Source organism: Streptomyces sp. NRRL B-24572 (assembly GCF_002156145.1).
Classification (GTDB): Bacteria; Actinomycetota; Actinomycetes; order Streptomycetales; family Streptomycetaceae; genus Streptomyces; species Streptomyces vietnamensis.
This window is the reverse complement of the sequence record NZ_MWIG01000241.1, coordinates 1-14,174: the sequence shown is the minus strand read 5'-3', so window position 1 is coordinate 14,174 and position 14,174 is coordinate 1. Positions and strand designations below refer to the sequence as shown.

The following is a 14,174-nucleotide window of genomic DNA, read 5'->3' as shown; positions in this document are numbered from 1 at the left end:
GGGCCTGTCGGTCGCCTTCGACCTGCCGACCCAGATGGGTCACGACTCCGACGCCCCGATCGCGCACGGCGAGGTCGGCAAGGTCGGCGTCGCGATCGACTCGATCGACGACATGCGGGTCCTGTTCGACGGGATCCCGCTGGACAAGGTCTCCACGTCGATGACGATCAACGCCCCCGGCGCGCTCCTCCTGCTGCTCTACCAGCTCGTCGGCGAGGAGCAGGGCGTCCCGGCGGACAAGCTGACCGGCACGATCCAGAACGACGTGCTCAAGGAGTACATCGCCCGCGGCACGTACATCTTCCCGCCGAAGCCCTCGCTCAGGCTGATCGCCGACATCTTCAAGTACTGCAGGGCCGAGATCCCGAAGTGGAACACGATCTCGATCTCCGGCTACCACATGGCCGAGGCGGGTGCCTCGCCCGCGCAGGAGATCGCGTTCACCCTCGCCGACGGCATCGAGTACGTCCGCACCGCCGTCGCCGCGGGCATGGACGTCGACGACTTCGCGCCCCGGCTGTCCTTCTTCTTCGTGGCCCGCACGACGATCCTGGAGGAGGTCGCGAAGTTCCGGGCGGCCCGCCGGATCTGGGCGCGGGTGATGAAGGAGGAGTTCGGCGCATCGAACCCCAAGTCGCAGATGCTCCGCTTCCACACCCAGACCGCAGGGGTGCAGCTCACCGCCCAGCAGCCCGAGGTCAACCTCGTCCGGGTCGCCGTCCAGGGCCTCGCGGCCGTCCTCGGCGGCACCCAGTCGCTGCACACCAACTCCTTCGACGAGGCCATCGCCCTGCCGACGGACAAGTCCGCCCGCCTGGCCCTGCGCACCCAGCAGGTCCTGGCGTACGAGACGGACGTGACGGCCACCGTCGACCCCTTCGCCGGCAGTTACGTCGTGGAGAAGATGACCGACGACGTCGAGGCCGCGGCCCTGGAGCTGATGGGCCGGGTCGAGGAGATGGGCGGCGCGGTCGCCGCGATCGAGCGCGGCTTCCAGAAGAACGAGATCGAGCGCTCGGCGTACCGGATCGCGCAGGAGACCGACAGCGGCGAGCGGGTCGTCGTCGGCGTCAACCGCTACACGGTCGACGTCGAGGAGCCCTACGAGCCGCTCCGCGTCGACCCCGCCATCGAGGCCCAGCAGGCCGAGCGCCTCGCCCGGCTGCGCGCCGAACGCGACCAGGCGGCCGTGGACGCGGCCCTCGTCGAGCTGAAGAAGGCGGCGGAGGGCACGGACAACGTGCTCTATCCGATGAAGGACGCCCTCAAGGCCCGCGCCACCGTCGGCGAGGTCTGCAACGCGCTCCGGGAGGTCTGGGGCACCTACGTCCCGACCGACGCGTTCTGACCGTCCCGTCTTGACCGATTCCGACTGTTGAAATGTAAAGCGGAGTGTCGTACCGGTATGCGACACTCCGCTTCATGCTGGGTGTCACCGATCTTCCGACCTATCTCGCCGGGCTCGTCCTCATCATCCTCCTCCCGGGGCCGAACTCGCTGTACGTGCTGTCCGTCGCCGCCCGCAAGGGCACCCGGACCGGATACAAGGCCGCCGCCGGGGTGTTCACCGGCGACGCGATCCTCATGACGCTGGCCGCGCTCGGCGCGGCCTCGCTGCTCCAGACCACCCCCCTGCTCTTCATGATCGTGAAGTACGCGGGCGCGGGATACCTGGCCTGGATGGCGTACGGGATGCTGCGCGCCGCCCTGGCGATGTGGCGCACCCGGCACGAGCCCGCCGCGGAGTCCGCCGCCGATCCGGACGCCGGACCGTCCGAGCACCCGTACCGCCGCGCGCTGATCATCAGCCTCTTCAACCCGAAGGCGATCCTCTTCCTGATCTCCTTCTTCGTGCAGTTCGTGGACCCGTCCTACGCCTACCCGGCGCTCTCCTTCCTGGTCCTCGGCACCCTGCTCCAGCTCGGCAGCTTCCTCTACCTGACGACCCTGATATTCGGCGGCACCCGGCTCGCGGCCGCCTTCCGCCGCCGCAAGCGGCTCTCGGCGGGCGCCACCACCGCCGCCGGCGCCCTGTTCCTCGGCTTCGCCGTGAAGCTCTCCCTGGCCGGTGCTTGACCCTCACACCGTGTGAGGCCGTTCCGTAGGGAGCGTCATGTTCACCATCGGAGACTTCGCCCGGCACGGGCGGGTGTCGGTCCGGATGCTGCGCCACTACGACGCCATCGGACTGCTGCGCCCGGCCCACGTCGACCCGCACAGCGGCTACCGCTTCTACTCGGCGGACCAGCTCGCCCTGCTCAACCGCGTCATCGCGCTCAAGGACCTCGGCTTCACCCTCGAACAGGTGGGGGCGATCCTCCGGGACGAGATCGGCGCGGAGGAGCTGCGGGGGATGCTGCGGCTGCGCCAGGCCGAGCTGGAAGCGGCCCTGGAGGCGGCGCGGGCCCGGCTCGCCCAGGTCGGTGCGAGGCTCCACGCCATCGAGAGCGAGGGACGCATGTCCACACAGGACGTCGTCGTCAAGAAGGTTCCCGCCGTCCGGGTCGCCGAGCTGAGCGGGGTCGCCGCGAGCTTCGGCCCGGAGGACATCGGCCCGGTCGTCGGACCGCTGTACGAGGAGCTGTGCGGCCGCCTGGAGGCCGCGGGCGTCACCGGTTTCGGCCCGGCCGTCGCGTACTACGAGGACGCGGGCCGGGGGGACGGTTCGGTCCGCGTGCACGCGGCGACGACCGTGCCCGAGGGCACGGTCGCGGAGGGCGTCGAGGTGCACGTCCTGCCCGGCATCGAGGAGGCCGCCACCATCGTCCACCGCGGTTCGATGGACGAGATCCTGCCGACCGTGCAGACCCTCGCCGCCTGGATCGACACCAACGGCTACCGCTCGGCCGGCTACGCCCGTGAGCTGTACCTGGAGTGCCCGGAGGACCCGGCCGGGTGGGTCTCCGAGATCCAGGAGCCGATCGTCCGCGCCTGATCCCCCCGTGGGCGCTGCGGGCCCGGGACCCCCGCACGGGTTCCCGGGCCCGCCCTTTCGGCGGGGTCCGTCACTTCTTCAGCGCCTTGCGCAGGCGCAGTGCGCGGCGCGCGAGCCGGCGGACCTTCGGGTGGCGGGGGATCGGCAGGCCGCCCGGCAGGTTCAGGACGGTGAGGCGGCGCAGGGTGAAGTGGTGCCGGGTGCGCTCGGCGAGCGGGCCCGAGAGGTGCCGTACCGCGGGTTCCCGCAGCTCCGGGCGTATCTTCGGCTGCATCGCGAAGCCGACCGCGGCGACCAGGTCGTTCAGCTCCTCCGTACCGACCCCGGTGGCGTCGACCTCCCCCTCCAGGGGCGGGACGACCGCGTCGACGACCGTGAGCGGGATCCGGTTGCTGTTCTGGAACGGGGTGAGCCGCTCCAGGAGGGCGCGCGTGCCGACCCGGGCGACCGGCACCCCGTAGAAGGTCGCCGCCGTGAGCAGCGCCGTGGAGAAGCAGCCCACGACGAGCGCGGGCCGCAGCTCGCGGTAGAGCACCTCGGCGAGGACCGGCCGGTCCTCGACGGTCAGTTCGGCGCCGAGCTCCCCGGCCGCCTCCACCAGGGTCCGCGACCAGGCGTCCGGGGCCGTCGGGTGCGGCTTGAAGACGAGCCGCCGGTGGCCGCGGGCGATCGCGCCCCGGACCATCCGCAGGTGCAGCTCCTCCTCCTCGGCGGCGGTCAGCAGGTTCAGCGCGGCCAGGTACTGGCCGAGGAGCAGCGCGGGGCCCTCCTCGGCGGCCCCGGCGGCCGGTCCCGCCAGCTCCTCCACGACCTTCGTGAACGCCTCCGTCGGCACCGGCTCCGGCACCGCGCCGAACTCGGCGAGCAGCAGCGGCGCGAGCCCGGGGACGAGGTCCAGGTGGAGCAGTCGGCCCACGCGCCCGCCGATCAGGGGGTCGATCTTGTTGCGGGTCGGCCCGTAGCTCATCAGGCCGTCCGCGTACACCGTGATCGACGCCTCGGGAAGCAGCTGGGCGATGGCGAGCGCGGGCGTCACCTGGATCGATTCCAGGGCGAGTTCGACGCGGTCGTCGCCGAGCTCCCACAGCTTGCGCAGATGGCGCTGGAGCATGGGCAGGTCGCTCGCGCGGGGGGTCCAGCCGGCCGGGTGGAGCGGGGAGATCGTCTCGTTCCAGGACAGGACGGAGTCGAAGCGGCCGCGCACCCGCTCGAAGCCCTCGGCCTCGTCCAGGGCGGGGGTCGTCTCCGGCACGGCCGCGTTGTTGGTGACGAGGAGGATCCGGCGGTCGGCGGAGCCGAAGCAGCCGCTGTCGAGCGCGGCGGCGAGCGTCACGGCGCCGTAGAGGGTGGAGGCGCAGAAGATCTGGGTGGTCCGGCGGGTGCTCACGCGGCGGCCTCCGCGGACTTCGCTCCGGCCTCGTGGACCGGTGCCGTCGGCGGGGGTGCGGGGCGGCGCCTGCGCAGCCGGCGCAGCATCGTCGCGCGGTCCCCGCCCATCGAGGTCAGGGCCTCGTCGAGGACGTCCTGCGGCATCCGCCGCAGCGCGCCCGCGCTCATCGCCTTCAGCTGCCGCGCCACCTCGGGCTCGAACCGTTCGATCGAACCGATGTGATGGGAAATCACCGCGCAATACGTGCGGACGGCCTTCGGAAGAAGACGGTCCGCGTCCGCGTCCTTCGCCGTTTCCTCGATCACCTGGTCGAAGGCGCGGATGAAATCCAATTGCCGGACGTCGCCGATCTGGGTGAGGGAGGTCGCCACTCCGCGCCGGTAGAAGACGCCGAGTTCCCCGATCGCCGCGAACGATTCCGCCTCGCGGTGCAGTTTCCAGATCCAGGGCCGGTCCTCGGCCGTCCGCAGGCCGTGCGGGAAGTGCAGCAGGCCCCGGTCGAGGAGCCGCCGGTGGTAGATCCCGGCCCAGGCGTACGGGTAGTCGACCGAGGTCGTCCGGTGCGACGGAAGGATCGCGTCCCGGGGGCGCAGCACCTCGCCGCGCCGGGGGACCGGCACCCGCCGCACCGCCCGCTGGCGGTCGGTGACCGTGACGTGGTCGGTGCGCAGGAAGTCGCAGCGCAGCTCCTCGGCGGCGGCGACCAGACGGTCGTAGTAGCCGGGGGCGAGCCAGTCGTCCCCGTCGAGGAAGGCGATGTACTCGCCGCGGGCGGCGTCCAGGCCGGTGTTCCGGGCCGTGGCGAGGCCCTCGTTGTGCGCGTGCCTGATCAGGACGGCACCCGGGATCTCGCGCGCGGCCCGTTCGAGGAGCTCCGGGGTCCCGTCCGACGAGCAGTCGTCGACAAGCAGGAACTCGAAGTCCTCGCGGGCGTTGGCCCGCAGGCTCGTGAGGGTGTCGGGGGCGTATGTCTGCACGTTGAAGAACGGCACGACGACGGAGAGCTTGACCACGCGGCCGACGCTAGGTGCCGCCCCGGCATTACCGCCGACCGCCGGGCGGCCTTTCGGTGAACACCAAGCGGCGGGCCGATTAACCGCCTTTCCCGGCAGGGAAAATCAGCCTCTCCGTAGCCGGATAACGACCCACTTCAACGGGCGGGAAGGCTCTGTTCACCGTTTGTTGTGGCTCAGTTGGGCCGGAAAGCGGAATGCCCTTCTAGCGTCCTCGACGTGCCAGCAAGTACCAGAGAAGCGATACGGGTCGCCGTACTCGCCGACTCCGACACCCGGTGGAAATGGGGCGCCCTCACCGCGCGCCGCATCACCACGGCGACCGCCGAACCCACCGGTTTCGTCCTGCGCGGACGGGCCACGCCCACCGCGCGCCAGCTCGCCGAGACCGGGGTGTCCCAGGCCGCCCCGCGCGAGGTGACGGGCGCGGAGTTCCTGCGCGCGGTACGGGACGCGGAGGCGCGCGGCGAGGGATACGACGTCCTCGTGCTCGCCCTGGTCGGCGGCACCGTCCGGGCCGTCCTCCAGGGTCTGGCCGACCTCGCCCTGGAACGGCGCCCGGTGATCGTCACCGGCTACGTCGGAGTCGTCTACGAGAAGCTGACCGACGGCCTGCTGCTGCGCCACGGCGCCGACGTGGTCCTCGCCAACTCCCGTCACGACGCCGAGCGTTTCCGCGCCGTGTACGAGGGCGTGGGCGCCGGCGCCGACTCGGTCGTCGAGGCCGCGCTGCCCTTCCTCGGCGGCGCCCCGCACGCCCCCGAGACCGGCCGCGACACCCTGGTCTTCGCCGCCCAGCCCTCCGTTCCCGTCACCCGGGCCGAACGGGCCTACGTGCTGCGGCGGTTGATCGGGCACGCCCGCCTCCATCCGGGCCGCGATGTGCTCCTCAAGCTCCGCTCCAAGCCGGGCGAACACACCACGCACCTGGAGGAGTTCCCGTTCCAGAAGCTGGTGCGCGAGCTCGACCCGCCGGAGAACTTCCGCCTCGTGTACGGGCACATGGGCGAGGTCCTCGACCGCACCGACCTCCTCGTCACCGTCTCCTCCACGGCCGCCCTCGAAGCGCTGCACCGCCGGATCCCCACCGCGATCCTCACCGACCTCGGGGTCCGCGAGGCGCTCGGCAACCACCACTTCGTCGGCTCCGGCCTGCTGACCTCCTTCGACCGGCTCGACAAGGGGGACGTGCCGGCGCCCGACGAGACCTGGCTCGCCCGGCAGGGCGTGGCGTCCGACGGCTCGTACGGGGAGGCCTTCGACGCCGCCCGCGACCGCGTCGCCGAGCTCCTGGCGCTTCCCGCGCTGCCCCCGATCAGCCCCTACTACACCGCGGAGACGGCCCCCGGCTACCTGCCCGGGATCCTCGCCCGCCACCGCCTGGACGTCACCGCGCCCGAGCCCCGCGAGAGCGGGCTGCGCCGGGTCGTCCGGGAGGCCGCGCGGGGCGCGTACCGCCACGGCGTGCAGCGCGTCGCCCCCGTCATCCGCCGCCTGGGAGAACTGTGATGACCCCGACCGTGCCGACCGTCCTCGCCGTGATCCCCGCCAGGGGCGGCTCCAAGGGCGTGCCCGCCAAGAACCTCGCGCCGGTGGCCGGGGTCCCCCTGGTGGCCCGCGCCGTCCACGCCTGCCTCGGCGCCCGCACCGTCACCCACGTCGTCGTCTCCACCGACGACGCCGCCATCGCGGCCGCCGCCCGCACCGCCGGAGCCGAGGCCGTCCAGCGGCCCGCCGCCATCGCGGGCGACACCGCCACCAGCGAGGCCGCCGTGCTGCACGCGATGGACGCCTTCGAGGCCACCCACGGCCGCCCGGCCGACGTGGTCCTCCTCGTCCAGTGCACCAGCCCCTTCCTCACCTCCGCCGAGGTCGCCGAGACCGCCGAGCGGATCACCTCGGGCGCCGCCGACACCGCCTTCACGGCCGCCCCGTCCCACGGCTTCCTCTGGCGCGAGACCCCCGAGGGCGCCACCGGCGTCAACCACGACAAGGCGCACCGCCCGCGCCGCCAGGACCGCGAGCCCGAGTACCTGGAGACCGGCGCCGTCTACGCGATGGACGCGACCGGCTTCCGTACCCACGGGCACCGCTTCTTCGGCCGCACCGCGCTCGTCGTCACCGACCCCGCCCGGGTCCTGGAGATCGACGACCCGCACGACCTCGCCCGCGCCAAGGCCCTCGCGCCGCTCCTCGACGAGCCCGTCACGCCCGGCTTCGCCGACGTCGACGCCGTCGTCCTCGACTTCGACGGCACCCAGACCGACGACCGCGTCCACCTCGACGCCGAGGGGCGCGAGTTCGTCTCCGCGCACCGCGGCGACGGCCTCGGCATCGCGGCCCTGCGGCGCGCCGGACTGCCCGTCCTCATCCTCTCCACCGAGCAGAACGCCGTGGTCGCCGCCCGCGCCCGCAAGCTCAAGATCCCCGTCCTGCACGGCATCGACCGCAAGGACCGCGCCCTCAAGGAGTGGTGCGAGGCCGAGGGCATCGACCCGCAGCGCGTCCTCTACGCCGGCAACGACGTCAACGACCTGCCCTGCTTCCACCTCGTCGGCTGGCCCGTCGCGGTGAGCAGCGCCCACGACTCCGTACGGGCCGCCGCCCGCGCGGTCACCGTCACCCCGGGCGGCGCCGGAGCGATCCGCGAGATCGCCGCCTGGCTCCTCGGCCCCGAGCTCGACACCCCCAACACGCCCAACCCGTAAGGAACCAACATGAACTCCCGTCTGCGCACCCTCGGCTCCAAGACCGCCGGCCCGGGCCGGCCCGTCTACGTCTGCGGCGAGATCGGCATCAACCACAACGGCGACCTCGACAACGCCTTCAAGCTGATCGACGTGGCCGCCGAGGCCGGCTGCGACGCCGTCAAGTTCCAGAAGCGCACCCCGGAGATCTGCACCCCGCGCGACCAGTGGGACATCGAGCGCGACACCCCCTGGGGCCGGATGACGTACATCGACTACCGCCACCGCGTGGAGTTCGGCGAGGACGAGTACCGCAAGATCGACGAGTACTGCAAGGAGAAGGGGATCGACTGGTTCGCCTCCCCGTGGGACAACGAGGCCGTCGCCTTCCTGGAGAAGTTCGACGTCCCCGCCCACAAGGTCGCCTCCGCCTCCCTCACCGACGACGAGCTGCTCCGCGAGCTGCGCGCCACCGGCCGCACGGTGATCCTCTCCACCGGCATGTCGACCCCGAAGCAGATCCGCCACGCGGTCGAGGTCCTCGGCTCGGACAACATCCTGCTCTGCCACGCCACCTCGACGTACCCGGCCAAGGCCGAGGAGCTCAACCTGCGCGTCATCCAGACGCTCCAGGAGGAGTACCCGAACGTCCCGATCGGCTACTCCGGCCACGAGACCGGCCTCCAGACCACCCTCGCCGCCGTCGCCCTCGGCGCCACCTTCGTCGAGCGCCACATCACCCTCGACCGCGCCATGTGGGGCTCCGACCAGGCCGCCTCCGTCGAGCCGCAGGGCCTCCAGCGCCTGGTCCGCGACATCCGCACCATCGAGACCGCGCTCGGCGACGGCGTCAAGAAGGTGTACGAGTCGGAGCTCGGCCCGATGAAGAAGCTCCGCCGGGTCCAGGGCGACGCCGCCGCATGACCGGGCAGCTGGCGTTCGTCGAGAGCCCGGTCCAGCTTCTGAACGTCCTGGAGTGGGCGCACACGCAGTCGACCGCCCCCGTCGCGGGCACCACGGACGGCGCCCTTCCCGGGCCGAGGCTTCCGGCCCCCGGGGTGCCCACGAGCGCGGCACCCGCAACGGGCGGGCCCGCGGACGCCACCGCCCCGAAACCGGCGGACGCCCTCACGGTCGTCGTGCTGTCGCCGACCGACCCCATGTCGCGTGGCCAGCTGCGCCGGATGGCCCAGCTGGCCCGCGACCAGGGCCTCACCGTCCACTGGCAGGAGGCCCGCAACGGCCGGGGCGCGCTCGTCCGCACCCTGCGCGAGCTCGCCCGGCCGCTGCGCTCGGCGGAGCGGGTGATCATCGGGGACCCGTTCTCCCGTTACGTCCAGCTCCTCCTGACCCTCTTCGCCCCCCGGCACCTGACGGTCGTCGACGACGGCACCGCGACCATGGAGTTCGCCGCCCAGCTCGGCCGCGGCGAGCGCCTGGTGCGCTGGCACCGCAAGGGCAGCCTGGGCCCCCGCGAGCTGGTCCTCGCCCCCGTCACGACCCTCGCCCGGCGGAAGCTCGCCCCCACCCGGGGCCGCACCGTCGAGATCTTCACCTCGCTGCCCGTGGAGGCCCCGCCCGGCGTCACGGTCACCGAGAACGCGTACGCCTGGACCCGGGACACCTTCGGCCCGCCGCTGCTCACCGGCGGCGCGGACCTGGTCGGCACCTCGCTCGTCGAGACGGGCGTCGTCGACGCCGACCACTACGCGCGCGTGGTGAGCGAACTCGCCCGTGCCCACGGCGCCACCCGCTACTTCGCGCACCGCAGGGAGAGCGCCGAGAAGCTGCACCGGATCGCGGTCGAGACGGGCCTCCAGGTGGTCCGGCCCGAGCTGCCCCTGGAGCTGATAGCGCGCCGCGGCCCCATCGGGCGCACGGTCGTCAGCTTTCCGTCCACGGTCGTGCACACCCTGCCACTGGCCCTGGCCGGCACGGGGGTGAAGGTCGCCGTCATCGACATAGCGCCCGAGTGGCTGCGGGCGACCGCCTCACCGCGCGCCCAGGGCTTCCTGTCGGGGATCACGGGCACCGCGGCCCACGAGGTCGACCGGCTGACCACCCGGGCGACCCATCCGGCCGACCGGCTCGAATTCGGGTGAGCTTACCCACAAGGAGTGAGCTTCATGCCTGGGAAACCGGGATTCTTTCCCCTAAGGGGCTGAACTTTTTGTGATCAACGGGCAGTTGACCTCTCTGCGGGCCTACCCTTCAAAGGGTGAACCAGTTGAAGTCCCGTGAGCCAGGCTCCGTCACCCTGCCCGGAACGCTGTCCGACTCCCTGCGCGCCGAACTCGTCGCCTTCCGCAGGGACTTGCACATGCACCCCGAGCTCGGGAACCAGGAGTTCCGTACGACCGCCGCGCTCAAGGCCCGCCTGGAGGCGGCCGGCCTTGCGCCGAAGGTCCTCCCGGCCGGCACGGGGCTCATCTGTGACATCGGCACCCGGGCCGGCGGCCGGCCCATGCTGGCGATCCGCGCCGACCTCGACGCGCTGCCCATCCCCGACGTCAAAACCGTCGCCTACCGCTCCACCGTGGCCAACCGCGCCCACGCCTGCGGACACGACGTCCACACCACCACCGTCCTCGGTGCCGGACTCGTCCTCGCCGACCTCGCCCGCCGGGGCCTGCTGCCGAACGCGGTGCGGCTGATCTTCCAGCCCGCCGAGGAGGTCCTGCCCGGCGGCGCCGCCGACGCCGTCGAGGCCGGGGTCCTGGACGGCGTCGGCCGGATCATCGCCGTCCACTGCGACCCCCGGGTCGACGCCGGGAAGATCGGGCTCCGGGTGGGCCCCATCACCTCCGCCTGCGACCGCCTGGAGATCACCCTCGACGGCCCCGGCGGGCACACCGCCCGCCCGCACCTCACCACCGACCTCGTCACCGCCGCCGCCCGGGTCGCCACCGACGTCCCCGCCGTCCTCGCCCGCCGCGTCGACGCCCGCTCGGGCCTCTCGGTGACCTGGGGCCGCATCGAGGCCGGCCACGCGCCGAACGTCATCCCGCAGCACGCGGCGCTCTCCGGCACCGTCCGCTGCCTCGACCTGCCGACCTGGCGGGAGGCGCCCGATCTGGTCCACGCGGCGATCGACGAGGTCGCCACCCTGCACCGGGCCAAGTCGACCGTCACCTACGTCCGCGGCGTCCCCCCGGTCGTGAACGACCCGCTCGTCACCGAGCTGCTCCACGACGCCATGGCGGCCCGCCGGGGCTCGCACGCGATCGAGGACACCGAGCAGAGCCTCGGCGGCGAGGACTTCTCCTGGTACCTGGAGCACGTCCCCGGCGCCATGGCCCGCCTCGGCGTCCGCGTCCCCGGCGACGCCCGGGTCAGGGACCTGCACGCCGGCGACTTCGACGTCGACGAGCGGTGCATCGAGACCGGCGTGGAGCTCTTCACGGCCGCGGCCCTGCTCGACGGCGTGCCCAAGCCCTGACGACCGCCACACCCGGGCGCTGACGGCCGCCGCACAGGAGCCCCGACCCTCACGCCCGGGTGCTGACCCGCCGCACAGGAGCCCCGACCCTCACGCCCGGGTGCTGACCCGCCGCACCGGAGCCCCGACCCTCACGCCCGGGTGCTGACCCGCCGCACCGGAGCCCCGGCCCTCACGCCCGGGTGCTGACCCGCCGCACCGGAGCCCCGGCCGCCACGCCCGGCCCCGGCCCCCGGTGATCATCGCCACGCCCCGGCGGTGATCAACGCCACGTCGAAACGGTTGAAATCCGGCCGGACGGCACACTCGGCCGTCCGGCCCACGGAACGGCGTGTCGCCGATCCCGGGTCTCCCCAACGCCCGTACCGGGCTGTATAACCGGCGGTACCGGGCCGAACGCCCCCGGTTGCCTCGGCTGGCCGGTTCGCGACGATCCGATAACGACTCATGAACGGGTCTTTAACTGACATCTACGCGCGTTACGATCGCCGCGAAACCAGCGCCGGAAGAGGCGCTTTCGGTCAGTCTTGAAGGGACCCTCCTCTTGCGCCGGATCACCAGGATCACGACCGTGGGCATCGCCGCTGCGGCGCTCGCGCTCTCCGCCACCGCCTGTGGCAAGTCGTCGAACGACACGGGCTCCAGCCCGTCCTCGTCCTCGCAGGCGACCAAGGTCGCCCTCGCGTACGACATCGGCGGCCGCGGCGACCAGTCCTTCAACGACGCCGCCTACGCGGGCCTGCAGAAGGCCGTGACCGAGCTCGGCGTCAAGGGCTCCGAGGCCGAGCCGTCGCAGGGCGAGAGCGACGCCGACAAGGTCGCGCGCCTCACCTCGCTGGCCCGCGCCGGCAACAACCCGGTCATCGGCGTCGGCTTCTCCTACGCCCCGGCCATCGCGAAGGTCGCCAAGTCCTTCCCGAAGACCACGTTCGGCCTCATCGACGACACCTCGGTGACCGCTCCGAACATCGCCAACCTGGTCTTCAACGAGGAGCAGGGCTCCTACCTGGCCGGCGTCGCCGCCGCCAAGACCTCCAAGACCGGCACCGTCGGCTTCATCGGCGGCGTCGAGGTTCCGCTGATCAAGAAGTTCGAGGCGGGCTTCACGCAGGGCGTCAAGGACACCAACCCCAAGGCGAAGGTGCTCACCCAGTACCTGACCCAGCCGCCGAACTTCGACGGCTTCTCCAAGCCCGACCTGGGCAAGGCCGCCGCGCAGGGCCAGCTCGACAAGGGCGCCGACGTGATCTACGCCGCCGCCGGTCTGGCCGGTTCCGGCTCGATCGAGGCCGCCGCGACCGCCGGCAAGTGGGCCATCGGCGTCGACTCCGACCAGTACAACCAGTCGGGTCTGTCCTCGTACAAGGACCACATCCTGACCTCGGTCACCAAGAACGTCTCGGGCTCCGTCTTCAACCTGATCAAGTCGGTCAAGGACGGCAAGCCGGAGTCCGGTGAGATCCGTTACGGCCTCGCCACGGACGGCGTCGGCCTGGCCGACTCCAACCCGGCGTACAAGAAGATGACCGACGTCATCGCCGCCGTGGACGCCGCGAAGAAGAACATCATCGACGGCAAGATCACGGTCAAGACCGCTCCGTAAGGACACCCAGGTCACGACCTGAGTCCGGGCCCGGCGTCCGGTGGCACCCCCCACCGGACCCGGGCCTGGGCCCCATTCCGTACGGGTTTTCATTTTTCGGCAGCGCTACGCGCGTAGATGTCTCCCTGGCACGATAACTTCGCCCCGCCCTGCCCTCCTGCTCCCACTCCTTCCGGCCAAGGAGAGTGCGTCATCAACGCGTCCAGCCCCCCTGCCGTAGAACTGCACGGCATCACCAAGCGTTTCCCCGGCGTCGTCGCCAACAAGGACATCGCCATCACGGTCCGCAAGGGCACCGTGCACGCCCTCATCGGCGAGAACGGCGCCGGCAAGTCGACCCTCATGAAGATCCTCTACGGCATGCAGAAGCCGGACGAGGGCACGATCGCCGTCGACGGCGAGCAGGTCACCTTCTCCAGCCCCGGTGACGCCATCGCGCGCGGCATCGGCATGGTGCACCAGCACTTCATGCTCGCCGACAACCTCACCGTCCTGGAGAACGTCGTCCTCGGCGGCGAGAAGCTCTACGGCATCGGCGCCAAGGCGCGGAAGAAGATCCAGGAGATCTCCGACGCGTACGGCCTCGGGGTCCGCCCCGACGCCCTCGTCGAGGACCTCGGCGTCGCCGACCGGCAGCGCGTGGAGATCCTCAAGGTCCTCTACCGCGGCGCGAAGATCCTCATCCTCGACGAGCCGACCGCCGTGCTCGTCCCGCAGGAGGTCGACGCGCTCTTCGACAACCTGCGCGAGCTCAAGTCCGAGGGCCTGACCGTCATCTTCATCTCCCACAAGCTGGGCGAGGTCCTGAAGGTCGCCGACGACATCACCGTCATCCGCCGGGGCACCACGGTCGGCACCGCCGACCCGAAGACCGCCACCACCAAGCAGCTCGCCGAGCTGATGGTCGGCAGCGAGCTGCCCTCGCCGGAGACCCGCGAGTCGACGGTCACGGACGTCCCGATGCTCCAGGTCGAGAACCTGACGCTCCTGGAGAGCGGCGCCCCCGGCACCCCGCTGACCACCGCCGCCCCGGCCGACCCGGCCGCCGCCGTCACCGTCCACGAGGAGGCCGCGGCAGGCCGCAAGCTCCTCGACGACATCTCGCTC

At 72.0% G+C, this 14,174-nt stretch carries 12 protein-coding genes; 10 read left to right on the top strand and 2 right to left on the bottom strand.

The window, feature by feature from the left end; all coding sequences use genetic code 11:
- The 3 genes from CCN56_RS15130 to CCN56_RS15120 form a co-directional block, all read left to right on the top strand.
- Nucleotides 1-1,348 (top strand): methylmalonyl-CoA mutase (locus CCN56_RS15130; protein WP_086827275.1); only part of this gene is annotated, 1,348 nt, incomplete at its 5' end.
- A 74-nt stretch (nt 1,349-1,422) separates the two neighbouring features.
- On the top strand, nt 1,423-2,076 hold the full coding sequence (gene leuE / locus CCN56_RS15125; RefSeq protein ID WP_086827273.1) for a leucine efflux protein LeuE: 654 nt from the start codon (nt 1,423-1,425) through the stop codon (nt 2,074-2,076).
- Between the two features lie 37 nt (nt 2,077-2,113).
- Nucleotides 2,114-2,935: a MerR family transcriptional regulator gene (locus tag CCN56_RS15120; RefSeq protein WP_086827271.1), complete on the top strand. Its 822-nt coding sequence runs from the start codon at nt 2,114-2,116 to the stop codon at nt 2,933-2,935.
- Between the two features lie 70 nt (nt 2,936-3,005).
- On the opposite strand, the gene CCN56_RS15115 is transcribed toward CCN56_RS15120, so the two are convergent.
- Together CCN56_RS15115 and CCN56_RS15110 are read right to left on the bottom strand one after the other, a co-directional pair.
- On the bottom strand, nt 3,006-4,322 hold the full coding sequence (locus tag CCN56_RS15115) for a polysialyltransferase family glycosyltransferase (RefSeq protein ID WP_086827270.1): 1,317 nt from the start codon (nt 4,320-4,322) through the stop codon (nt 3,006-3,008).
- On the bottom strand, nt 4,319-5,338 hold the full coding sequence (locus CCN56_RS15110) for a glycosyltransferase family 2 protein (RefSeq protein ID WP_086827268.1): 1,020 nt from the start codon (nt 5,336-5,338) through the stop codon (nt 4,319-4,321). Before CCN56_RS15110 ends, CCN56_RS15115 begins: the two co-directional genes overlap by 4 nt.
- 219 nt (nt 5,339-5,557) lie before the next feature.
- Between CCN56_RS15110 and CCN56_RS15105 the strand changes: the two genes are divergently transcribed.
- The 7 genes from CCN56_RS15105 to CCN56_RS15075 form a co-directional block, all read left to right on the top strand.
- On the top strand, nt 5,558-6,847 hold the full coding sequence (locus CCN56_RS15105; protein WP_086827267.1) for a DUF6716 putative glycosyltransferase: 1,290 nt from the start codon (nt 5,558-5,560) through the stop codon (nt 6,845-6,847).
- A complete protein-coding gene (locus CCN56_RS15100; RefSeq protein ID WP_086827265.1) occupies nt 6,847-8,046 on the top strand; it encodes an acylneuraminate cytidylyltransferase in 1,200 nt (399 codons plus the stop codon). The genes CCN56_RS15105 and CCN56_RS15100 overlap by 1 nt, the downstream gene beginning before the upstream one ends.
- A 9-nt stretch (nt 8,047-8,055) precedes the next feature.
- On the top strand, nt 8,056-8,949 hold the full coding sequence (locus CCN56_RS15095) for an N-acetylneuraminate synthase family protein (protein WP_086827263.1): 894 nt from the start codon (nt 8,056-8,058) through the stop codon (nt 8,947-8,949).
- Nucleotides 8,946-10,127 (top strand): hypothetical protein, encoded by a 1,182-nt coding sequence (locus CCN56_RS15090; protein ID WP_107484157.1) that lies wholly within the window; start codon nt 8,946-8,948, stop codon nt 10,125-10,127. Before CCN56_RS15095 ends, CCN56_RS15090 begins: the two co-directional genes overlap by 4 nt.
- Nucleotides 10,128-10,243: 116 nt before the next feature.
- Entirely contained in the window at nt 10,244-11,464 is a 1,221-nt protein-coding gene (locus tag CCN56_RS15085; protein ID WP_086827261.1) for an amidohydrolase, read from the top strand.
- A 544-nt stretch (nt 11,465-12,008) separates the two neighbouring features.
- Nucleotides 12,009-13,067 carry a BMP family protein gene (locus CCN56_RS15080; RefSeq protein ID WP_086827259.1) on the top strand — a complete coding sequence of 353 codons (1,059 nt, stop codon included), beginning with the start codon at nt 12,009-12,011 and terminating at the stop codon, nt 13,065-13,067.
- A 117-nt stretch (nt 13,068-13,184) separates the two neighbouring features.
- A partial coding sequence (locus CCN56_RS15075) for an ATP-binding cassette domain-containing protein (protein ID WP_256961979.1) occupies nt 13,185-14,174 on the top strand: 990 nt, incomplete at its 3' end.